General features: G+C 55.3%; 20 protein-coding genes. 7 read left to right on the top strand and 13 right to left on the bottom strand.

The window, feature by feature from the left end; all coding sequences use genetic code 11:
• Positions 1-567 precede the first annotated feature (567 nt).
• On the bottom strand, positions 568-3,318 hold the full coding sequence (gene polA, locus K0H80_RS19005; RefSeq protein WP_220072620.1) for a DNA polymerase I: 2,751 nt from the start codon (positions 3,316-3,318) through the stop codon (positions 568-570).
• Positions 3,319-3,706: 388 nt separating this feature from the next.
• Here polA and elbB point away from each other — a divergent pair, with 388 nt between their 5' ends.
• A complete protein-coding gene (gene elbB / locus K0H80_RS19000; RefSeq protein WP_144201272.1) occupies positions 3,707-4,360 on the top strand; it encodes an isoprenoid biosynthesis glyoxalase ElbB in 654 nt (217 codons plus the stop codon).
• A gap of 127 nt (positions 4,361-4,487) precedes the next feature.
• Here the strand turns inward: elbB and glpG are convergent, their stop codons facing one another.
• The 5 genes from glpG to K0H80_RS18975 all read right to left on the bottom strand — a co-directional run bounded on the left by glpG (position 4,488) and on the right by K0H80_RS18975 (position 9,063).
• Positions 4,488-5,324 (bottom strand): rhomboid family intramembrane serine protease GlpG, encoded by an 837-nt coding sequence (gene glpG, locus K0H80_RS18995; RefSeq protein ID WP_220072619.1) that lies wholly within the window; start codon positions 5,322-5,324, stop codon positions 4,488-4,490.
• A 17-nt stretch (positions 5,325-5,341) separates the two neighbouring features.
• Entirely contained in the window at positions 5,342-5,647 is a 306-nt protein-coding gene (gene glpE, locus K0H80_RS18990; RefSeq protein ID WP_011867505.1) for a thiosulfate sulfurtransferase GlpE, read from the bottom strand.
• An 88-nt stretch (positions 5,648-5,735) separates the two neighbouring features.
• A complete protein-coding gene (tdh, locus tag K0H80_RS18985) occupies positions 5,736-6,761 on the bottom strand; it encodes an L-threonine 3-dehydrogenase (protein ID WP_011867504.1) in 1,026 nt (341 codons plus the stop codon).
• Positions 6,762-6,771: 10 nt separating this feature from the next.
• Complete coding sequence (locus K0H80_RS18980) at positions 6,772-7,965, bottom strand: glycine C-acetyltransferase (RefSeq protein ID WP_144201280.1); 1,194 nt, start codon at positions 7,963-7,965, stop codon at positions 6,772-6,774.
• A gap of 444 nt (positions 7,966-8,409) precedes the next feature.
• Positions 8,410-9,063 carry a TetR/AcrR family transcriptional regulator gene (locus K0H80_RS18975; RefSeq protein ID WP_011867502.1) on the bottom strand — a complete coding sequence of 218 codons (654 nt, stop codon included), beginning with the start codon at positions 9,061-9,063 and terminating at the stop codon, positions 8,410-8,412.
• A 285-nt stretch (positions 9,064-9,348) separates the two neighbouring features.
• Here K0H80_RS18975 and waaA point away from each other — a divergent pair, with 285 nt between their 5' ends.
• Entirely contained in the window at positions 9,349-10,614 is a 1,266-nt protein-coding gene (gene waaA, locus K0H80_RS18970; protein ID WP_220072618.1) for a lipid IV(A) 3-deoxy-D-manno-octulosonic acid transferase, read from the top strand.
• Positions 10,615-10,641: 27 nt separating this feature from the next.
• Here the strand turns inward: waaA and K0H80_RS18965 are convergent, their stop codons facing one another.
• From K0H80_RS18965 to rfbC, 4 genes are all read right to left on the bottom strand, one after another.
• Positions 10,642-11,367 carry a 3-deoxy-D-manno-octulosonic acid kinase gene (locus tag K0H80_RS18965; protein ID WP_220072617.1) on the bottom strand — a complete coding sequence of 242 codons (726 nt, stop codon included), beginning with the start codon at positions 11,365-11,367 and terminating at the stop codon, positions 10,642-10,644.
• 65 nt (positions 11,368-11,432) lie between these two features.
• Entirely contained in the window at positions 11,433-12,374 is a 942-nt protein-coding gene (gene rfbD / locus K0H80_RS18960; RefSeq protein WP_220072616.1) for a dTDP-4-dehydrorhamnose reductase, read from the bottom strand.
• A 28-nt stretch (positions 12,375-12,402) separates the two neighbouring features.
• Positions 12,403-13,473 (bottom strand): dTDP-glucose 4,6-dehydratase, encoded by a 1,071-nt coding sequence (gene rfbB, locus K0H80_RS18955; RefSeq protein ID WP_220072615.1) that lies wholly within the window; start codon positions 13,471-13,473, stop codon positions 12,403-12,405.
• Positions 13,466-14,014 carry a dTDP-4-dehydrorhamnose 3,5-epimerase gene (rfbC, locus tag K0H80_RS18950; RefSeq protein ID WP_220072614.1) on the bottom strand — a complete coding sequence of 183 codons (549 nt, stop codon included), beginning with the start codon at positions 14,012-14,014 and terminating at the stop codon, positions 13,466-13,468. Before rfbC ends, rfbB begins: the two co-directional genes overlap by 8 nt.
• A gap of 140 nt (positions 14,015-14,154) precedes the next feature.
• On the opposite strand from rfbC, the gene K0H80_RS18945 reads away from it, so the two are divergent.
• The 3 genes from K0H80_RS18945 to K0H80_RS18935 all read left to right on the top strand — a co-directional run bounded on the left by K0H80_RS18945 (position 14,155) and on the right by K0H80_RS18935 (position 17,519).
• Positions 14,155-15,234: a glycosyltransferase family 9 protein gene (locus K0H80_RS18945; RefSeq protein WP_220072613.1), complete on the top strand. Its 1,080-nt coding sequence runs from the start codon at positions 14,155-14,157 to the stop codon at positions 15,232-15,234.
• A 118-nt stretch (positions 15,235-15,352) separates the two neighbouring features.
• Complete coding sequence (locus tag K0H80_RS18940) at positions 15,353-16,429, top strand: hypothetical protein (protein WP_220072612.1); 1,077 nt, start codon at positions 15,353-15,355, stop codon at positions 16,427-16,429.
• Positions 16,419-17,519 (top strand): glycosyltransferase, encoded by a 1,101-nt coding sequence (locus K0H80_RS18935; RefSeq protein ID WP_220072611.1) that lies wholly within the window; start codon positions 16,419-16,421, stop codon positions 17,517-17,519. The genes K0H80_RS18940 and K0H80_RS18935 overlap by 11 nt, the downstream gene beginning before the upstream one ends.
• On the opposite strand, the gene K0H80_RS18930 is transcribed toward K0H80_RS18935, so the two are convergent.
• The 3 genes from K0H80_RS18930 to K0H80_RS18920 form a co-directional block, all read right to left on the bottom strand.
• A complete protein-coding gene (locus K0H80_RS18930; RefSeq protein ID WP_220072610.1) occupies positions 17,516-18,307 on the bottom strand; it encodes a glycosyltransferase family 2 protein in 792 nt (263 codons plus the stop codon). The two genes, K0H80_RS18935 and K0H80_RS18930, sit on opposite strands and share 4 nt — an antisense overlap.
• A gap of 278 nt (positions 18,308-18,585) precedes the next feature.
• Positions 18,586-19,440 (bottom strand): glycosyltransferase, encoded by an 855-nt coding sequence (locus K0H80_RS18925; RefSeq protein ID WP_220059408.1) that lies wholly within the window; start codon positions 19,438-19,440, stop codon positions 18,586-18,588.
• 16 nt (positions 19,441-19,456) lie between these two features.
• Complete coding sequence (locus tag K0H80_RS18920) at positions 19,457-20,599, bottom strand: glycosyltransferase family 9 protein (RefSeq protein WP_220072609.1); 1,143 nt, start codon at positions 20,597-20,599, stop codon at positions 19,457-19,459.
• A 315-nt stretch (positions 20,600-20,914) separates the two neighbouring features.
• On the opposite strand from K0H80_RS18920, the gene K0H80_RS18915 reads away from it, so the two are divergent.
• Together K0H80_RS18915 and K0H80_RS18910 are read left to right on the top strand one after the other, a co-directional pair.
• Positions 20,915-21,985, top strand: coding sequence for a CDP-glycerol glycerophosphotransferase family protein (locus tag K0H80_RS18915; RefSeq protein ID WP_220072608.1), 1,071 nt, complete (start codon positions 20,915-20,917; stop codon positions 21,983-21,985).
• Positions 21,982-22,374 carry an FAD synthase family protein gene (locus tag K0H80_RS18910; RefSeq protein ID WP_011867489.1) on the top strand — a complete coding sequence of 131 codons (393 nt, stop codon included), beginning with the start codon at positions 21,982-21,984 and terminating at the stop codon, positions 22,372-22,374. Before K0H80_RS18915 ends, K0H80_RS18910 begins: the two co-directional genes overlap by 4 nt.
• Positions 22,375-22,398: the final 24 nt, after the last annotated feature.

The raw sequence follows: 22,398 nt of genomic DNA, 5'->3' as shown, positions 1-22,398 counted from the left end.
ATCGACCAATAGTTCTCAGTGGTCATAGGATAGCCCGAATCTCACCCAAATTAAAGTATTTGCTCTAAATTAAACTTCAGACGAAAAAAAGCCCCAGCAAGTAACTTGCTGGGGCGCCAGAATTTGGCTTTTCACTTAACGTGAAATAAAAAAAGGTCTGAAAGATAGAACATCTTAACCTCTGTACCCTACGCAGAGAATAATACTTCATTGGCCGTAATATGGGAAACTGTTTTTTGTAAAAAACGACAATAATGTGAGCAATGTCTAAAAAAGTGCTCAATAAAAGCACAGGTTTTTGATCTAAAATTTACCAAAATTGCCTTTAAAAGAGCTGTTTAGCTAAAAACTGCCCTTAAGTGAAAAAATATTACTATTTTTGGTGGTTTTTACGGCTTCGCGGGTCGAGAGGGCGAGATGCCAGGATGAATGGCTCTCACAGCATAAAAAATGCCCCGGCAGGCCGGGGCGTAGTCGGGGCATGGTCGAGGCATTTTTGTGGCTCAATTCTGATCTAATTGAGAATTGAGCCGATTATCAGTTGAGCCATAGTCGCAAAACGTGAGTCTAGTGAGCCTGTTCCCAGTTATCGCCGATACCAGCCTCGGCCAGTAGCTCGACATCTAACGAGGCGGCCTGTGCCATCAGTTCACACACCTTGAGTTTGAGCGAATCGGCCTTGTCGGCGTCGACCTCAAACACCAGTTCATCGTGAACCTGCATGATCATGGTGATCTCTCCCTGGGTCTCTGTCTCGATCCACTGAGCGATATTGATCATGGCCTTCTTGATGATATCGGCGGCCGTGCCCTGCATCGGCGCGTTGATCGCGGCGCGCTCCGCTGCCTGACGGCGCATGGCGTTTCTATCCTTGATGGCTGGTAGATAGAGCCTGCGACCATAGAGGGTCGATACGTATCCCTGCTCGGCGGCGGCAGCGCGGGTATCTTCCATATACTTGAGCACGCCAGGATAGCGTTTGAAGTAGATGTCGATATATTGCTGGGCCTCGTGACGCGGAATATCCAGCTGGCGGGCCAGGCCAAAGGCCGACATGCCATAGATGAGACCGAAGTTCACCGCCTTGGCGCGGCGACGCTGTTCGCTGGTGACTTCGCTGAAGTCGACGTCAAATACCTCGGCGGCGGTAGCCCTGTGAATATCCTTGCCCTCTGCGAAGGCGCTCAGCAGCCCCTTATCCTGGGAGAGGTGGGCCATGATCCTCAGCTCGATCTGCGAATAGTCGGCTGCGAGGATCTTGCGTCCCTCTGGCGCCACGAAGGCGTGACGAATACGGCGGCCCTCCTCGGTGCGGATGGGGATGTTCTGCAGGTTAGGTTCGCTGGATGACAGGCGACCCGTGGCGGCGATGGCCTGGTGGTAGCTGGTATGTACCCGGCCAGTCTTGCCATCCACCATGAGCGGCAACTTGTCGGTGTAGGTGCTCTTAAGCTTAGAAAGGCTCCTGTGCTCCAGGATGATCTTAGGCAGAGGAAAGTCCAGGGCCAGCTCAACCAGCACCTCTTCGGCGGTAGACGGCGCGCCCTTAGGGGTCTTCTTCAATACTGGATAGCCGAGCTTCTCGAAGAAGAGGGCCTGCAGCTGTTTGGTCGAGCCCAGGTTAAAGGGCTCTTCAGCGATCTCGTAGGCCTTCTGTTCCAGCTCATCTATCTTGCGTGCCAATTCGTCGCTCTGCTGGCCCAGCAACATGCTGTCGATCAATACGCCCTGACGTTCGATTTGAGACAGTATACTGACCAGAGGCAGTTCTATGTCGGTAAAGACGCTGGCAAGCTCGCTGGCTTTTTGTAGTCTTGGCCAGAGATGTTGATGCAGCCTGAGTGTGATATCGGCGTCTTCGGCGGCGTAAGGTGCTGCCGTCTCCAGCGGGATCTGGTTGAAGGTCAGCTGCTTAACGCCCTTGCCGGCGATCTCTTCGAAGCTGATGTTCTTGTGACCCAGGTATTTCAGCGCCAGGTCATCCATGTTGTGCTTGGAGGCGACCGAGTTAAATACATATGACTCGAGCATGGTATCGAAGGCCACGCCCTTGAGGGCGATGCCGACATTGGCCAGTATGCTCATGTCATACTTGAGGTTCTGTCCCACCTTGAGAAGGCTAGGATCTTCCAGCAGTGGCTTGAGCTTGGCTAGTACCTGCTCGCTGTCGAGCTGCTCTGGGGCATCGGCATAATCGTGTGCCAGCGGCAGGTAGGCGGCCTTGCCAGGTTCGATGGCAAACGAGAGCCCCACCAGTTTGGCCTCCATGTAGTTGAGGCTGGTGGTTTCGGTATCCAGGGCAAATAGCGGCGCGGCGGCCAGGGCCTTGAGCCACTCATCTAAGGCTTCCCAGGTCAGAATGGTATCGTACTGGGTATCGATAGCCTGAGGCGCCGGCACTTCGTCGGTCTCTTCTTGGCTGCTGGCACTCGACTTGTTGTCTAACACCTCGGCCAGCCAGCGTTTGAATTCCATCTCGCCGTAGCATTTGATCAGTTCATCGCGATCCGCGTCTTGAATGTTGAGTTGGTGCCAGTCTTGTTCCAGTTCGACGTCGCACTTGATGGTCGCCAGCTCATAGGAGAGCTTGAGCATGTCGCCATGTTCGGCGATCTTGGCGGGCATGGTCTTAGCACCCCTAAAGCCGAGTTCCGGCATCTTCTCTGGGTTGGCGAGGATGGCGTCGACGCCGCCGACGCCTTGTAGCATAGCCAGCGCCGTCTTCTCACCCACGCCTGGCAGGCCGGGGATGTTATCTGCCTTATCGCCTTGCAGTGCCAGTAGGTCGATGATCAGCTCAGGGCCGACACCAAACTTCTCGCTCACCTCATCGGGGCCTAGGATAGTGTTGGTCATGGTGTTGATCAGGGTTATCTTATCATCCACCAACTGGGCCATATCTTTATCGCCTGTGCTGATCAGCACGGCGCGGCCTTCCTGGCTTGCCTGTCTGGCGATGGTGCCTATGACATCATCGGCCTCGACGCCGGGAATACAGACCAGGGGAAGCCCCAGGGCGCGAATGATGCGATGCAGCGGTTCGATCTGTGTCCTGAGATCGTCCGGCATGGGCGGTCTGTGGGCCTTATATTCGGCATACATCTCATTGCGGAAGGTTTTTCCCTTGGCATCGAATACCACAGCCATCTGGGTCGGCTTATATTGGTTGAGCAGGCTGCGTAGCATGTTGATCACGCCATACACGGCCCCCGTGGCTTCACCCTTAGAGTTGGTCAGGTGGGGCGGCGCATAGTAGGCGCGGTAAAGATAGGAAGAACCATCCACAAGAATGAGTGGGTTTTCAGCGATATTAGGCATAATTTTATCTATTTTTTCGGTATGCGATGATGGCGCTAGCATGCCATATTAGGGCGATTTCGGCCACGGCAAATTACTCAGCAGCCTGTGGATAAGTCTGTGAGCTAAAAAAGTTTCAGCGAGTAGGGATCACGACGACGAACATAAGCGGGTGATGCAACTTGTTGATTTGTTTTTGTATTATATTTTTATGTGAACTAGGTATTACTTCCGAGTAAAAATTCCTAATTTGTGGATTTTTTATTTTGTCATCCATATTTATGCTCTGACTTGGCGAAATTGCTCGGCCTTGTTAGAGTCGATGAACTAACTTAGCATGAAAAATAATCAGATCAACCCTTTTGTTATCTGGTTGTTAAAACCATTCGGTCTATTAAAGGAGTTTTTAATGAAAAAATTTGCTGTTTTATTAAGCGGCGCGGGAGTGTTCGACGGCAGCGAACTTCATGAGGCGGTATTGACTCTGCTGTCGTTGACCCAGGCCGGAGTGAGTTATCAATGTTTCGCACCCAACATAGAGCAGATGCACGTGGTGAATCACCTCACAGGTGAGGTGGCCGTGGGTGAGCATCGCAACGTGCTGGTGGAGTCGGCGCGTATTGCTCGTGGCGACATCAAGGCAACGGACGAGTTAGATATCCAGGCCTTCGATGGCTTGGTGATCCCAGGTGGCTTTGGCGCCGCGAAGAACCTGTGTAACTTTGCCGTGGTCGGCAGTGAGTGTGAGGTGGCACCCAGCGTGAAGGCCTTCATCAGCGAGTTTGTCGAGGCGGACAAGCCGGTAGGCTTTATCTGTATCTCACCCGTGATGATCCCTAAGCTCTATGGCGAGAAGGCCAAGGGCACCATAGGCCATGACAGCGACACGGCCCATGCCTTTAACCTGATGGGCGGTGAGCATGTGGAGGCCAATGTCGAGCAGATCGTCGTCGATGAGGCGCGCAAACTGGTGAGCACGCCGGCCTATATGTTGGCCGAGAATATTGCTCAGGCCCATATCGGTATAGATAAGCTGGTGAAGAAGGTGATTGAGCTGGCGTGAACTCATGCCAAACCGCAACAAATAACCGCTCACTCATGGTGATTGGTATTAGCCAATCAAAAAGGGCCCATCTAATGGGCCCTTCTTGATCTCGTGTCCTCTCAGAGGACACTTTATGGGGAGCGAATTAAATCCGTCGGCGACTGTCGATAAAGCCTTGAGCCAGGCCCACCATTAAGCCGCCGATATGGGCGCCGTTGGCAATAGATAAGCCGAACATATCGGTAAAGCCAAACACCAGCCAGACCAACATGAAACCTACGTAGGCCGGGGGCAGGCCTATCCCCTTCTCGGGACGTCTGACTCCCATAATCCAGGTGTAGCCTACCACGGCGTAGACAACGCCCGAGAGGCCGCCAAAGTTGGGACCACCTATGGCATATTGCAGCAGGTTCGGCAGGGTGCCGGCGATCAGCAGCAAGGTTAAAAGTGGAGTCGCCCCTAGCTTGTTTTCAATCTTGCCCCCCAAATACCACCACCAGAGCAGGTTGAAGATGATATGCATAGCGGAGAAGTGCATCAGGCTCGGGGTAAATACGCGCCAGATCTGACTGCTGTCGCTGCCGGGCACGGCGCCGAAGAAGGAGAGTGCCTCGAAGATAGGGTTGGCGAAGCCGAAGATGAAGCCGAGATAGATTAGCGTGCAGCTGAGCATGACGATAAGGGTCAGGGGGCCTGCCCCGGACAGGAACTGAGTCACCAGCTGCAGCCCTGGCGCGCCGTAATCTAGCTTGGTGCCTGTGCTGCCGTTCTCCCAGGAGGCCTGAAGGTACTTGTCATCATAGGGATTGCGCACGAAGTGCTCATATTCGCGGCGCGCCTTGGCGTAGTCTTGCTCTCGGGTGACATAGAGGAGCACTCCGAGTTCGGCATGTTGCAGCTGGCAATCTATGCCCTGGCCCTTGAGGTAATCGATCAGCGCCTGGGCGGCGCGTTCATTGGGGAGATGACCAAGTTCCAACATAGGCGTACCTCTGGAAATTAATGGGCTTCGCGCCAGGCCTGAAAGCCACCATCCAGGCTATAGACATCATCGAAACCCTGCTCATGCAGGTATTGCGCGGCATTCTGGCTGCTGATGCCGTGATAGCAGACCACAACTAAGGGGCTGTCCATGTCGGCCTCGGCAATATACCGCGCTAGGTTTTCGTTGTTGAGGTTGGTCGAACCGGGGATCTGTCCCGCCTCGAAGCTGGCGCCGTCGCGGATATCGACTACCTGTACCTCGGTATTGTCTTCCAGCATATGGATGAGTTGATTGACACTCAGGTGTTGAAAAGCAGACATAGTCAACCTGTAATGAAAAAGAGGGATAAGTTAAGTGTGCAACATGGGGCCGTGAGAGTACAGCCCCAGTTGCGAGTGGTGCGGGGGATTAATCCCAGCTGAGGATCACCTTGCCCGATTGGCCCGAGCGCATGGCGTCGAAACCGGCTTGGAAATCATCGACATTGTAGTGATGTGTGATGATTGGCGAGATATCCAGACCCGATTGGATCAGGCTGGCCATCTTATACCAGGTCTCAAACATCTCACGGCCGTAGATCCCCTTGATGATGAGTCCCTTGAAGATCACCTTGCTCCAGTCGATGGCCATGTCGCCGCCAGGAATGCCCAGCATGGCGATCTTGCCGCCGTGGTTCATGGTATCCAGCATGGAGTGGAAGGCAGCCGGTACGCCCGACATCTCTAGGCCCACATCGAAGCCTTCGGTCATGCCGAGATCTTGCATCACATCTTCCAGCTTTTCTTTGGCCACGTTAACGGCACGGGTGGCACCCATCTTCTTGGCCAGCTCGAGGCGGTATTCGTTCACGTCTGTGATCACCACGTGGCGCGCACCGACATGGCGACACACCGCGGCGGCCATGATACCGATAGGACCAGCGCCCGTGATCAGTACATCTTCGCCTACGAGATCGAACGACAGCGCCGTATGCACCGCGTTACCGAAAGGATCGAAAATAGAAGCCAGATCGTCAGAGATATCGTCAGGGATCTTGAAGGCGTTGAAGGCCGGGATCACCAGGTATTCGGCAAAGGCACCTTCACGGTTAACACCCACACCTGAGGTATTGCGGCATAGGTGAGTGCGGCCCGCGCGGCAGTTGCGGCAGTGGCCACAGGTGATATGACCTTCGCCAGAGACGCGATCGCCAATCTGGAAGCCACGGACTTCCTGACCAATCTCTACCACTTCGCCCACATATTCGTGACCGACCACCATAGGCACAGGAATGGTGTTTTGTGACCACTCGTCCCAGTTGTAGATATGTACGTCGGTACCGCAGATGGCGGTCTTGCGGATCTTGATCAGCAGATCGTTGTGGCCAACTTCAGGTTTTGGCGCATCAACCATCCAGATGCCTTCTTCAGGCTTGAGTTTGCTTAAGGCTTTCATCGATAGACTCCTAGATAATTCCCATCTCTTTGGCGATGCGGGTGAAGGCATCGATGGCGCGATCTAGCTGCTCGCGGGTATGAGCGGCCGACATCTGGGTACGAATACGGGCCTGGCCCTTAGGTACCACAGGGAAGGAGAAGCCGATCACATAGATATTCTCTTCTAGCAGGCGGTTAGCGAAGTCGCTGGCCAGCTTGGCATCGCCAATCATCACAGGGATGATGGCGTGGTCGGCGCCGCCCAGGGTAAATCCTGCCGCGGTCATCTTCTCGCGGAAGTAACGGCTGTTTTCCCATACGGCTTCGCGCAGTGCCTGGCCAGACTTTAGCATCTCCAGTACGTGAATCGAGGCGGTGACGATAGAAGGGGCCAGCGAGTTAGAGAAGAGGTAAGGACGCGAGCGTTGACGTAGCCAGTCGACGACCTCTTTCTTCGCCGAGGTAAATCCACCCGATGCGCCGCCCAAGGCCTTGCCCAGGGTACCCGTGATGATGTCGACTCTGTCCATCACGTCGCAATACTCGTGGGTACCGCGGCCGTTTTGACCGATAAAGCCCACGGCATGCGAGTCATCCACCATGACTAGGGCGCCATATTTATCGGCTAGGTCGCAGACGCCTTTGAGGTTGGCGATCACGCCATCCATCGAGAATACGCCGTCGGTGGCGATCAGTATGTGGCGCGCACCGGCAGCTTTTGCTGCCTGCAGTTGGGTCTCCAGATCGGCCATGTCGTTGTTGGCATAGCGGAAACGCTTGGCCTTACACAGACGTACACCGTCGATGATAGAGGCGTGGTTCAGGGCATCTGAGACGATGGCGTCTTCGGCGTCCAGCAGGGTCTCAAACAGACCAGCGTTCGCATCGAAGCAAGAAGAGTAAAGAATAGTGTCTTCCATGCCGAGGAATTCGCTCAGGCTGGCCTCGAGTTGCTTGTGAATATCTTGGGTACCACAGATGAAGCGCACAGACGCCATACCGAAGCCGTGATCACTCAGGCCCTGCTGCGCCGCGGCGATCAGCTCGGGATGATTTGCCAGGCCAAGGTAGTTGTTGGCGCAGAAGTTCATCACTTCGTGGCCGTTGACTTCGATTTCAGTCTTCTGAGGAGAGGCAATAACGCGCTCGCTCTTGTATAAGCCTTCCGCTTTAACTTCAGCCAGCTGCTGATTGATTTGATCGTAGAATGAGGTCGTTGCCACCTGTAGTCTCCTTCTTTCTGTCTCGTTTTATTTTTGTATGCTTTGCCCGAGCCTGCACACTTGGCAGATAAACTCGAGGAAAGGCGATAAGTTAGGAACCATCTTTAACGCATAAGTCAGGCTTGTCATAGCCAGGTATTGCCCCGTCGATGAATGATTAAGTCTAGTTCAGTTTCGACCATCTATTGTTGCCGGCATGCCTGCCGGAAAGGGGGACGCCTGGGATATGGATCGCGCTAGGCAGGCCGAATTCTAACCTTAAACCCGGCCGGCGCCACATTTTTTTTTGCGCTATTAACTAAGTTAGTGCATGTGCAACTTTCGCATAACAAAAAATAATGCGAAATGTCACAACTGGCCTATCGCGACAGGCCTATTACGACAGGCCTATTACGACAGGCTTAGCGAGAGGCCAGATGATGAGGTGAGTGGCAGAACCGTTGTTTAATCTTCTTCCTGTTCCGCCTTGGCCAGGGCCTGATAATGCTGCTCCAGTCTGATGAAGGTGGGTCTTGCGGACTCACTGGCGTAGGCCTTGAAGATCATCAACACCCGCAGTAGCCCCTCGTAGAGCGAGGTCTTAGTGATCTGGGTGGCCTCAGAGTGGGTGAGCTGATTGCTGATCCAGAAGCAGGCCACCATGCGTATGGTGTCGGCCAGCGGCGTGATCTCGGCGTCGTCGATCACCAATACGCCATCCTGTTTTAGCTGGGTAAGGATGCTGGTGGCTCGCTTGAGTACCTGCTCATGGGTGACCGTATACTGCTTGTTGAGCACCTCGTCGCGGCTGAGGATGATCACCAGATTGGCGTACATGAAGCGGAACTGCCACAGGGTGTAGAAGAGGGCGTCGAAGTAGCCGATCAGGAGGTCGACATCGACCTTCTTGCCTTCATAGGGCTGAAAGCCTGTCTCCAGATGTTGTTCATAGAGGCTGAAGATGGAGCGGATGATGTCTTCTTTATTACGAAAATGGTAGTAGAGGTTACCCGGGCTGATCCCCAGATGCGCGGCAATATGGTTGGTGGTGATGGCGCGCTCACCATGCTCGTTAAACAGGGCCAGGGCGGCGTGGACGATTTTATCGCGGGTCTTCATCTTGATCCTAAGTCAGGTCGGTTTGTCACCCGTGGGCCAGCCTTTTCTGGCACGCGAGTCATAGGGCTATATTCGAGTAAAGGCTCCAGTTGAAGTTATCAGCCAGCGGGTAAAAGTCAATCTATGGCTACTCAGACCAGTTAAGATTAACCCCCTGTTTTTCTGCCGATTTATAAATCGATGTGAGGTTTATTGGGCCTGCGTCTGTTTGCCGCCCGCCGGCCAGCGGCATATGTTACTATTAAGGCTTATGAGTAATTTGACCCTGTGTAAGTGCCGTCCCCTATGAATCGTACCCTCTATTCTGCCTTGCTATATCTACTAAGCCCTCTGCTGATTCTCTATCTGGCGATTAGGGCGATCAAGAGCCCGGATTACCGTGGCCGCTGGGGTGAACGCTTCGGTCTGTCGACGCTGTCGCGGGCAGATCTGTTGATCCATTCTGTCTCCATGGGGGAAACCCTGGCGGCGATTCCGCTTATTAAACAGATACAGGCTGCGTACCCTGAGCTCAGTATTACCATAACCACCACGAGTCCGACCGGATCGGCCGAGGTGATAAAAGCCTTTGGTGAAAGCGTGCAGCACTGCTATCTGCCCTTTGACCTTCCTCTGTGTGTGGCGCGTTTCCTAAGCCAGCTACAGCCTAAGCAGATCATCATCATGGAGACAGAGCTGTGGCCGAACCTCATTCATCAGGCCAAACGCCGGGGTATTAGGCTGATGCTGGCCAACGCCCGCCTGTCGGAGAAGTCCGCCAACCAGTATCGCGGCCGGCCCAAGCTGTCGCTGCCCATGTTGCGATCACTGGATCTGATCGCAGCCCAGTCGCCTCAGGCGGCGCAGCGTTTCATCGACCTGGGCGTCGAGGCCGAGCGGGTAAAGGTCACGGGAAGCCTCAAGTTCGACCTCACCATAGCGCCTGAATTGCTAGAGAAGGCAAAAGAGCTGCGTAAGACCTGGCAGCGGATGGAGACCCCAGTCTGGGTGGCGGGCAGCGTGCATCCAGGGGAGTTTGATATCATGCTCGCCGCGCACAAGAGCCTGTTGATGCGCTTCCCCCATGCCTTGCTGGTGTTGGTGCCCAGGCATCCAGAGCAGTTTGACGCGGCGGCCAGCCGGGTGAAGGCCGCAGGGCTAGTGCTGGCACGCCGCAGTAAACAAGATGCGGTGGATGACCAGACTCAGGTGCTGCTGGGCGACACCATGGGTGAGCTGCTGAGCTTCTATGGTGCGGCGGATCAGGCCTTCGTCGGCGGTACACTGATCGAGAATGGCGGCCATAATCCACTGGAGCCGGCGGCCATCGGCCTGCCCGTCTATGTGGGGCCACATCACTGGGATTTTGCGGAGATCACTGGCTTGCTCAAGGAGGCGGGATCCCTAGGCTTAGTGCGGGATGCCGATGAGTTGGCGCAGCAGCTGGTGCATAAGTTTGACGATAAGGCGGCCTATTTGGTCGCCAGAGAGGCCGGGCTCGAGGTGGTCGAGGCCAATAAGGGGGCACTTGCGGCCCAGTTTGCCTTGGCTAACGAGTTGATTAAGGCTTAGTACCTAGTCTATGAGCTGTGGGCCTAGCTAGGCCTGGGCGTAGCCCGCTAATAGAAGCTGCCAGTTTTCCTGGCTAAAGTGCAGTTCGGGCGCCTTGCCCTTCTCCTTGTTGAAGGAGCGGAGTAGGCGATCCAGATTGGACTGTTGCCACTTGCTGTCAGGCTGCTTCAATGCGCCGCGGTCGAAATCGATCAGGGTAAAGTTCTCTCCGGCCAGCAGTATGTTCTTGGCATTGAGATCGGCGTGGTAGACGCCGCGGCGATGGAACTTGGCGATACAGGCACCGAGCGCCTGCCATTTTTCATCCGACATTGGCGCCTGGCTCAGCTCGGCCACCAGATCGCGAGCGCCCGGGATCCGCTTGATGATGATATCGCCACGATAGTAGGGGCCGCTGCGCTGGATCTGCGCCGCCACGGGTTCCGGCACCGCAAATCCTTCCTTAAACAATTGTTCCAACAGGTTGAATTCGGCGATCGCCCGGCAACGCTTAAGCCCGGTATAGAGATAGGCATCGCGGCTGAACTTCTCCATCATGCCGCCACGATAATAGTGTCTGAGTACCCACTCCTCTTTGGTCGCCTGGCTCAGGGGAGCAGGATTGACAAACCAGGTGGTGTAGCGGCCCGTCGAAGAGCCTGTGATGGCCCCTAGGTCTTGCCAGTAATCGAAGGTAAACCAATCTGGGGTGATCGCCTTGAGCGAAGCTTGGCTAAAGACGATGCAACCGGCATCGGTAGGTTTTATTTGCATAGATTCACTGGCTCAACAGGCTTAAATGGTCGCTAGTGGGAATTGTACCCGATATTGACGCCCTGTCAGCCCTCTTTCGCCAGTTGTTGCAGCACCTGGATCAGATTATCCTGCCAGCGTTTAGCGGGCAAAATAGCCTGGGACTGACTGGTATCCAGGGCGCTGTAATGAGGCCGAGGCGCCGCGGCGCCGTATTCCTGGGTGCTAATGGGGCTGATGTTTGCCGGCTTATCGAGAAGCCCCAATGCATAGGCGCTATCTGCTATCTGCCGTGCAAACTCATACCAGCTGGTGACGCCGAGGTCGCTCCAGTGGTAGATGGGGTCTGGCTTTGTCACTTGAATGAGTTGCCAGATAAACTGCCCCAGTGCCATGGCCGAAGTTGGCGTGCCCCATTGATCGTCGACGACTTTAAGCGGTTTACCCTGGCGCATCAGAGTCAGCATGGTCTTGACAAAGTTATGGCCGAAGGGGGAGTAGAGCCACGAGGTGCGCACTATGCAGGCATGGCCCTGGCCATATTCCAGTGCTGCCTGCTCGCCGCGCCACTTTGACTCGCCATAGCGACTCAGCGGGTTAGGTCTATCCGTTGTGCGATAGGGCTGGCACTGTTGTTTATCGAGCTCCCCCTTAAAGGCCTCATCAAGAAAACCATCGAAGACCCCATCGAAGACCCCATCGAAGACCCCATCGAAGACATAGTCGCTGGAAAGGTGGATAAGCCGGATGCTACGTTTACCGCAGTGCTCGGCCAGAGCCTGTACCGCCAGGTGATTGAGGGCAAAGGCGGCATGCTTGTCTGTCTCGGCGGCATCGACCTGAGTATAGCCACTGGCGTTGATAACCGGTCCATAGCCTTGCTGGTCTAATAGCCGCTCGATCGCCTGACTGTCGCGGATATCAAGCGCCTCACGGCCCAGATAGTCCACCTGGTAGCATTCTGGCTGAGTCGCCTTGAGCGCCTGGGAAACCTGCCCATGACGACCGATCACCAATATCGGTTTCATCGTGCTGGACCCATAATGGACTTGCTCATCATGACTGGCCCGCCACCTGATGGCACCAATCCAGGTGCGTCAGATACCAGTCCACCGTCTTCTCCAGGCCGCTGGCGAAGCTTTCGCTGGGCTGCCAGCCTAAGGTGCGGCTCAGCTTGCTGGCGTCAATGGCGTAGCGGGTGTCGTGCCCCGGCCTGTCTTTGACGAAGCCGATGAGTTGCCTGAAGTCGCTGATGCCGCTGGGCTTCTCGGTGACCTTCTGATTTAACAGATCGCAGATGAGGCTGACGACTTCGAGATTCGTCATCTCATTCATGCCGCCTATGTTGTAGCTCTCGCCTAGTTCGCCCCGAGCGGCCACCTGACACAGGGCATGGGCGTGGTCGTCCACATAGAGCCAGTCGCGGATCTGCTTGCCATCGCCATATACGGGAATCGATTTTCCCTGCAGGGCGTTAAGCAGGGTCACGGGGATTAGCTTCTCCGGATACTGATAGGGGCCATAATTGTTGGAGCAGTTCGACAGCACTACCGGCAGGCCGTCGGTGCGATGCCAGGCCCTAACCAGATGATCCGCTGCGGCCTTGCTGGCTGAATAGGGTGAGCTGGGGGCGTAGGGAGATTGCTCGCTAAAGTATCCCGCCTCGTCTGAGCCTAAGTCGCCAAATACCTCGTCGGTCGAGACATGGTGCAGGCAAAAGCGTGCCGCAATCTCGGTCGGCAGCTTGCGGTAATAGTCTAGGCATTGCTGCAGCAGCTCGAAGGTGCCGACAATATTGGTGTCGATGAAGGCTCTCGGCCCCTCGATAGAGCGATCCACATGGGTCTCCGCCGCAAGGTGGATCACCAGATCAATCTGGTATTGCCTGAGGGCGCTGCCCAGGGTATCGCCATCATTGATATCGGCCTGGATGAAATGGTAGTTGGGATCTTGCGCTACGGATTCGAGCGACGCCAGGTTGCCAGCATAGGTGAGCTTGTCATAGTTCACCACGCGGCAATCGCCTAGCGCGATGAGGTGGCGAATCAAGGCCGAGCCGATAAAGCCAGCGCCGCCAGTGATCAAGATATTGCGCCCGGCCAACGGCTGATGCTGTTCACTATTCATAGTAATCGGCCTCGGCAAAGGTATCTGCGGCCTTGTCCTTCGGCGACAGGATTGGCGACTGTGTGCTGAGTAGCGGCCAATCGATGGCTAAGGTGTCATCGTCCCATCTGATGCTGTGTTCGTCATTCGGCGCATAATAGTCGGTGCACTTATAGAGGCAGTGGGCCTCAGGCGAGACGACATAGAAGCCGTGGGCGAACCCGGGGGGTACCCAGAGCAGATGTTTGTTGTCTGCCGACAGGTGGTGCCCCGTCCATTGGCCGAAACTTGGGCTATTGAGGCGCAGATCGACACACACATCGAAGATCTCACCGCTGACCACACGGATCAGCTTGCCCTGAGGCTGTCTAAGCTGGTAGTGCAGCCCACGCAGTGTGCCTTGCAGCGAATGGCTCTGATTTTCCTGCACAAAGTCGAGATCCACCAGGTGTTCCTTAAACCACTGCTGACGAAATGTCTCGAAAAAACAGCCGCGCTCATCGCCGAACACCCGAGGCTCGAGCAGCTTAACGTCTGGAATGGAAGTATTGAGGATCTTCATCGTGTCATCCGACCGGTATACAGGGCCATAGGTTTTAAAGAAAGTTGGTCCTATGGCGGCCTAATCATGGAACCTAGTGACATTCTACATTAAACTCGTTGCGGATCCTTACTCCCTTACTATTTCTCAGCGGCCCCTATATGAGCTTGAATTTGCAGACTGCCCACTCTTTGTGTCTCTTACGTTTATCTGCCATCGGTGACGTGTGTCATGCGGTGGCCATGGTGCAGGCGATTCAGCGCCAGTACCCAGCTCTTAAGATCACCTGGGTGATTGGCAAGGTGGAGTATCAGCTGCTCAAGCATCTGCCCGGCGTCGAGTTTGTGATCTTCGACAAATCCCAGGGCTGGCGCAGTTATTTCAACCTGCGCCGCGCCCTCAAGGGACGTCGTTTCGATCTGCTGCTGCATATGCAGGTGGCACTGAGGGCAACCATCGCCTCCTTGGCTATTTCGGCAAAGGTGCGTCTGGGCTTCGATCGCGCCCGCGCCAAAGAGGGGCAGTGGCTGGTGACCAATCGCCGGGTGGAGCCCTTGGCGACGCCCCATGTGCTAGAGGGTTTCATGGGCTTTGCCAAGGCCGTGGGTGTCACGGATCTTAAGCCTAAGTGGGAGATTCCCGTGCCCGTCGCCGATACCGAGTTTGCCCGCCAGCTGATCCCAGATGGGGATAAGACCTTAGTGATCTGCGCCGCCGCCAGTAAGGCCGAGCGCAACTGGCTGCCCGAGCGTTATGCCCTGGTGGCGGACCATGCGCTTGAGAAGGGTTATCGCGTGCTGCTCTGCGGCGGCCCGGTTCCTATGGAGCGTGAGCTGGCCGAGGCGATCCTTTCACATGGCGATCCCCGCATCGAGAACCAGGTGGGCAAGACCTCGCTGACCCAGCTTCTGGCGCTTCTGAAACAGGCGAGTATCATCCTGGCGCCGGATACCGGTCCGGCCCATATGGCGGTGACTCAAGGCACGCCTGTGATCGGCCTCTACGCCCACTCCAATCCTGGGCGCACAGGGCCCTATACCTGTTTAGACAGCGTAGTGAGTGTCTATGATCAGGCGATCGCCCAGCAACATGCGGGTGAGGTGCCTTGGGGGACCCGCGCCAAGGGAGAGCGCCTGATGGAGATGATTCAGGTGGCGCCCGTGCTGGCGGAGTTTGAGCGCCTGACGCAAGCCAGCGCCGGTGACCAAGTTAGCGAGCCGCAACAACACGCCGGCCATTAGCCAGGGGTTGGCGATTAATGGTAGACTTCAGGTTTGATTGGCTCATCTGGCACCCGTCAGCTGAGTCATGCAATGAGGGAAGATGGGGTTTTCCCATTCATTTTTAGGGATATCGTCGATGTCAGTGGCGCCAAAATTTCTGTTTGTACCTGTCTCCTGTGAAGAGGGGATAGGTGAATATATGCGTTCCACCATAGTGGCCGATGAGATCATGCAACGTTGGCCCGGGGCACAGGTTGAATTTGTGCTCAATAGTCGTGCACCCTATGCCAAGCATTGCCCCTATCCGACACACCTGGTTAATGACACGCCCACCAAGCGGGTGAAAGAGGTGAACCAGTTGGTATCGCAGCTCAAGCCTGACTTAGTGATCTTCGATGCCGCAGGCCGTAAGGCCCAGCTTAAACACGCCAGTCGCAGCGGAGCCAAGGTGGTCTTCGTTAGTCAGCATAAACGCAAGCGGGCCCGTGGCATGAAGCTCGAAAGAGCCTTAGTGACCGACAGCCATTGGGTGGTGCAACCCGAGTTTGTGATTGGTGATATCAGTCGTTTCGAGCGCTTCAAGTTAAATCTGATTAAATGTCCCGAGCCCATCTTTACCGGTTCTATCTTCGCGCGGCCAGATAGCGCCTTGCAGCAAGGCTTGCAGCAAGAGTATGGCCTAGAGCCAAAGGGTTACCTTCTCTATAGCGCCGGCTCAGGTGGGCATTATATCGGCTCGACCCTGGCAGCCGAGCGTTTCGCCCAGGTGGCGCAGGCCTGTTATCGAGAGACGGGAATCCCCAGTGTCATGGTATTTGGCCCTAACTACCCCAAAGATTTACCTCAGCTAGAGGGCGTGGTGGCCATAGAGCGACTCTCTAGCCTTGAGTTTATCAATCTACTCGATGGCGCCGCAGGCGCCGTGCTGAGCGGCGGCGATACCCTGCTGCAGGCGATCGCCCTCAAGGTGCCGACGTTGGCGGTGGCCGTCTCCAAGGATCAGCCCAAGCGGATCCAGCGCTGCGTGCAGCGAGGCCTGGCGCTGAGCTGTGATCTCGAACTCGATGCCATGTGTGCTCAGGTGCAGCGCCTGCTGGACCACCAGACCGCCCAGCAGCTAGTTGCCAATATGGATAGAGAGGCCGAGGCTAAGGGGCTGGATATCTGCATGGCGGAGATTGAACGACTCTTGGGGCTCGTCGGTGAGCGCTAAACGCATCGGCTTGGCCATAGACAGCCTCGCCGGTGGCGGGGCAGAGAAGATTGTTCTGACCCTGGCGGCTGAGTTGAAACGTCTCGGTCATGAGCCGCACCTGCTGGTGCTAACGCCCCATTATGATTATGACGTGCCAGCAGATATTCCCCTGCATGTCTGTTTCGATGAGCGCGACCGCCATATCATCGCCTGGTGGCGACTAGGCCGCTCGGCGGCCAGGGTGAAGCAGTGGATCGACGGACTCGAGCAGACCCATGGCAAGTTCGATCTTATCCTGTCTAATCTGGACAAGAGTAATCTGTTGTTGACCCGCGCCGGCGTGTCGCCGCTCTACATCGTGGTGCATAACTCTATCGAAGAGGAGTTAAGGCGCGAGCGTAAGCTCGGACCTATCGCTTATTTCACCATGCTCAGAGCCAAGCGGGCACTGAACGGCCAGGCGTTGATCACAGTGTCCAAGGGGATAGCAGGTGAGATCAACCAAAGTGGTCGAGTCGTGCCTCGCAGCATGCGCACCATCTACAACCCCTTCGATGTTGAGGCGATAAGGGCAAAGGCCGCTGAGGTGAACCCGGATATTCCTAAGGGGGAATTCCTTATCCATGTTGGCCGCGTCGCCCGCCAGAAACGCCATGACATACTGTTCCAGGCGCTTGCTAAGATGCAAAAGCCCTTGCCGCTGGTGCTGCTCTGTAACAACCCCAAGAAGGCGATGAAGCTGGCCAAGAAGCATGGCGTGGCCGATCGCATCATCTGCCCCGGCTTTCAGGCCAACCCCTTTCCCTGGATCAAGGCGGCGCGCCTATTAGTGCTGAGTTCAGATTATGAAGGCCTGCCGACCGTGCTAATCGAGTCCTTGAGCTGTGGCACGCCCGTTGTCAGTACCCTCTGCCCTCATGGGCCGGATGAGATCATGACAAAAGAGCTTGCCGAATATCTGGTGCCGAGGCGGGATAGTGAGGCCTTGAGTCGTAAGCTAGATAAGGCCTTGGAGCATTATCCAAGCCTTGCGGACAGTGAGATCCTCACTCAGGTGGCAATCGATAAGATAGTCGCCGACTATCTGAGCCTCAGCGAGTTGCCTTAGGAGCCGAGTTCGCTAATGCCCTGGGCGCAGCGAATCGGCCTTTGGGTAAGCGTGTGCTGAAACAAAAGATTGTTGCTGGCCAGCTGCTGGCGGCAGCTCTCCTTGTGATGCAGATGAAAGGCGACGGCATAAAACTTTACCCGCTTGCGCCATTTACCGTTGTGGTACATGCGCAGGGCAAACTCCTTATCTTCAGGGCCCCAGCCCTCGAATGCTTGATTAAAGCCGTTGATGGCCAGGGCATCTCGCCGCCAGAATCCCAGGTTACAGCCGTGTATGCCCTCTATCGAGTCCGGCGCGCCCCAGCCGCTTTTCTCGCATAGCCAACGGCTGCGAAGCGCTTGCTCTCTGCCCCTGTCGATGCCACGCGAGAAGAGACTCGGCCGCGCGTTGCCCGTCAATATCCGTTGGCTTAAGGCCGGTCCCAGCTTCACTCGTTTACCCGTCACCAGGCAACCTGGCTCGGCGACGGCAAGGTGATCGGCGATAAAGTCTGGGTGCAGCACAAGATCGCCGTCGATCATTATGATGTAGTCGAAGCGTGCCAGCCCTATGGCGCGATTGCGACTGGCTGACAGACGAAAGCCCCTGTCTTCATGCCAGCTGTGGATCAGCGGGACGGGAAAGCTGGCCTTAAGTGTGTCGATAAGCTCGCGTGTTGCCGGGCCTGAGCCATCATCGGCGATGATCACTTCGTCTGGAAGCTGGCTTTGCCTATGGACGCTGGCGAGCACAGCATTTAGTGCTTGGGGCCAGTTATAGGTGGTGATGATGAGTGAGGTCTTCATGGCGCCTTAACGAGTGATAATCTTGGCCGGAATTTTACTCGTTAGAGGGGATAAGTCTTATCTTTTCAATTGATTAGCTGGTTTTGTGTTAATGCATGGGGGTCGCTGTAACTGCGGGGTAAATCTGCGGTTGCAAAGGTGAACGAAAGGCTGGTGGACTGTGGCATGAAAAGGGCTGCAATTGTTAGTGTTGCAGCCCCAAAACTTAAGTAATTGCTTGTTGAGATAAACCGTTATTTAAGCCGCTTTTATTTAAGCCACTTTTATTTAAGCCACTTTTATTTAAGCCATTTGCGTCCCAGAGTTGGCTTGCCGATAAAGTTCAGTAGTCCCTGGGGCACGCCACTCTTACGCTTTAGGTTGGCGGTATAGAGGTTCCAGGCGTCTAGCTTGAGCTGCTTGATCTCTGCTGGTGTCAGGGTATCGCCATACATCTGGCAGTAGTCGTCCACATAGCGGATCTCGCGGCTCGGACACTTGATGCGGTAGCCGCGACCGGCGTAGTGAATAAAGTCGGCCTTGCGATAATCTTCGTTGCCCAGCAGATCCATACGATTGAAAGCGGCATCGACGCCTTGGTTCTTAATCTTGTTCTTCTGAATGACGTAATTCACATAGGTCTGATCGTAGAACTTAACCGTGTTACACACCTGCTGCATCCCTTCCAGGGTGGCGAGCTCAAACAGGGGGCACTCCTTCGAGATCAGGAACATGCCGAAGTTGTAGTAGCTGTAGTGGCCATCGGTTTGCGGCCAGTTCTCGACGGCGTCGAAGGCGGCATTGATCTCGCCGACCGGAATGGTGCGGTCTGTGTAAGGACCTTCGTCGAACATGTAGACAGTTTCAAGATCTTGATACTCTTCGAAAATATCTCGCGCCCATGGCGTCACCATGATGTCCGCATCCAGATAGAGCACCCTGTCGTATTGCTTCAATAGCTCGGCGGTATAGAGCTTTTCGGGCCAGGCCGGGCTGGCCGAGTATTTAGGGTTCTCGATATGGATCTTGTAGTGCAGGCGATCCGATACCACGAGATCGGCACCGACCTTTTCGGCGTAGCGCTCGAAGCTTTTTAGCGCCGCGCGGTACATGGGGTTGTCGCCAATGGCGAGGGTGAAGATGGCTTTTTTCATAATGGGGCCTTGGCTGTTATGAACTTAACTGTGAATGGGCGGCTGGCTTCTCGTCGTCAGATATCTGGGCAAGCGTGGCCAATACCTCGTCGACGCCGATATCGCTGACATAGCCCTTGCCGGTAGAGGCGTATAGCACCTTGGAGCTGGCGGTTTCTGGCGGCGCCCAGTAGGGCTTCTTCTGCCGCATCATGGCGATAAGTGGGCGCTGACTGGCGGTGGCGAAGTGCATGATGGCAGTTTCTACCGTGATCACCATATCGGCGGCGGCGATCATCGCTGGCAGCTCGAAGAAGTTGTCTTGCACGGTAAAGACTGCGACTTGGCTGTTCGCCAGCTTAGGCTCATCGGCGATGGCCTGCTTGAGGGCGCTAAAGTTTTCCGGGGTGCTGTTGACGATGAAGCGGCTGTCTGGTGCCTGCTCGGTGAGACGGGCTATCAATTCAAACAGCTGAGACTGATGCCAGTCGCGCTTCTTATTGGTCGACAGATGGTTGAGAAAATAGAGCCTGCCCTGAGACTGACCGGGAAAGGTCTTGCTTAGCCAGGCCTTTGCCGTCTCGGTAACCTCTGGCGTGAAGGTCAGCGACGGCATGAAGGCCGATTTGTCCAGTGTCAGCCCAGCAACTCTGTGCAGCAGCTGATAGTAGCGATCGGTAATATGGTGATGCTCGCCGAGGGCTGCAACATCTATCTTAAAGGTCTTGTCGCTGTGGCGGAAAAACCAGGGGTCGAGCAGTCCGCCAAATTTGGATTTGGCTAGGCTGGTGACGATAAAGCCCTTAGGACTGATGCGTCTGGCCAGCGCCGAAAATTGTTCGCTCTTGCTGCCTGAGTGAGTGATCACCAGGTCGTAATCTAGGGCCTTGGCGGCCTCGACCTGTCTATCTTGCATCGCCTTGCTGTCGCTGCAACCATAGCTTCGGCTAAAGGCGGGCTCGGCGGCGATCCACTGCTGCATGATCTTGCTGCGAGAGAGGCGCCAACTGTCTTGGTTGTTGCGGTTATCGTCGAGCCAGATATCCACCTCGAGTGCTGGATGCTGCTGTTTGAGGGCGGCCAGAAAGGTCTTGATATAGAGAAAATCGCCCAGTGCCAAAGGGGAAACAAAGAGGAGGCGTCTTGCCTGTGCTAATCGTTCACTTGGAATAAGAGACATTGTGCCCTAGCCGATAAAATTTAAGTGGCTTAAGGATACATGGCTTTGATGACAGAGAAAACCTTGGCCAATGGCTATTTGCCAGTGACCCGTGGCCATAAGTTTGCTTGTTTGTGACTCGACGCCAACTGCGCCGGGCCTACTGGTCAGGCTTTCGCCTGGCGAGGTGACAAATTGGCTGTAGTATTAATGGAATGTGTTACAATCTGCGCCAGTATGCCCATTGATAGACTGAGGCTAGGTTGAGAGTTTGGCGGCGATCTGCTGCCCCTCGCGCCGGGTCAAAGGTTTCGATAACCAGCGAGAAGATTGATTGTGATCTGTTTTGATGTTCTGCATCCATACTATTTGCCGCAATATTTGCCCGTCATGCAGGAGTTGCAGGCACGTGGGCAAGTAGTGCGCTTCGTGATCTATCGCAGTCAGGATCAGCAGGCGGCGCTCGATGCCCTGGTGGCGCAGAATGGCCTGGAGGCCCATTGGGTCGACTCCCAGGAGGAGGCGCTCGCCTATTACCTGAAGGAGAAACCCAGCTGGGTGATCTTTGGCAACAGCTTCGATGCGGCCGCTAAGCTCAAGGGGATCTGCAAGACCGCCCTGATGCAGCACGGCATCGGCCCTAAGGCCTGCTATTACACTGTGTCCGAATCGGATATGGATGTGCGTTTCGTCGAAGGGGAATATCGCCTCAAGCGCCTGCAGCAGCTCTTTCCCCATAAGACCTTTATCGATACCGGCTATGCCAAGCTGGATCCTATCGTGCAGGGCAGTGAGGCAGGGCTTGATCTCGAGGCATTAGGCTTAGATCCTGCCAAGCCGACGCTGCTTTACGCGCCGACCTTCTATCCCAGCAGCATAGAGAAGATGGCCAAAGATTGGCCCAGCGCCTTTAGCGAATACAACATTTTGCTTAAGCCACACTATTTTTCGCTTAGCAAACCCAGCTATAAGAAACAGAAGCAACTGCTGGAACATTGGGGCAATTTTGATAACGTCTACTTGGCACCTGTTGAGCAGGCGAACCTCTTGCCTTTCATGGCCAGTGCCGATCTCTTGATCAGCGACGCCTCGTCGGCGCTGTTTGAGTTTGCGGCCTTGGATAAGCCCGTGGTCTGGTGTGATTTCTACCACCTGCGCTGGAGCTATCGCGGCATCTTAAGTTTCCGTTTCAAGAATCGCATGGATGAAGATCTCTACCGTTATGCCGGTGTGGCCGCTCACGCGGCGTCGTACAAGGAGCTCAAAGCCGTGGTGGATCAACAGATCGCCCAGCCCGAGTCATTTGCCGCCAAGCGGGCAGAGTACACTCTAGAGTTGGCCGGTCGGGTTGATGGCCACTCTAGTCAGCGCATCGTCGATTATCTTTTGTCCGAAGAGGCTTCATGAGAATTATTACTTTCGGGACCTTCGATATGTTTCATATCGGACACCTCAACATTATCGAGCGCGCCAGAGAGTTAGGGGAACACCTGACGGTGGGCGTCTCCTCGGATGCGCTGAATTTCTCCAAGAAACAGCGCTACCCGATCTGCAACGAGCGTGACAGAATGCGCATCGTCAAGGCGCTCGCCTGTGTCGACGAGGTGTTTCTGGAGGAATCGCTGGAGTTAAAGGCGGAATATATCGAGGCGCATCAGGCCGATATCCTGGTGATGGGCGATGACTGGCAAGGCAAGTTCGACCATCTCAAACCTCTGTGCCAGGTGATCTATCTACCGCGAACACCGGCCATCTCGACGACCCAGCTGATCGAGGTCGTGCGGGAGATAAGATAAAAAAAGCCCCAGGTATCACCCGGG

Source organism: Shewanella aegiceratis, assembly GCF_019457495.1.
Lineage (GTDB): Bacteria > Pseudomonadota > Gammaproteobacteria > Enterobacterales > Shewanellaceae > Shewanella > Shewanella loihica.
This window is presented reverse-complemented; position numbering and strand designations above follow the sequence as displayed.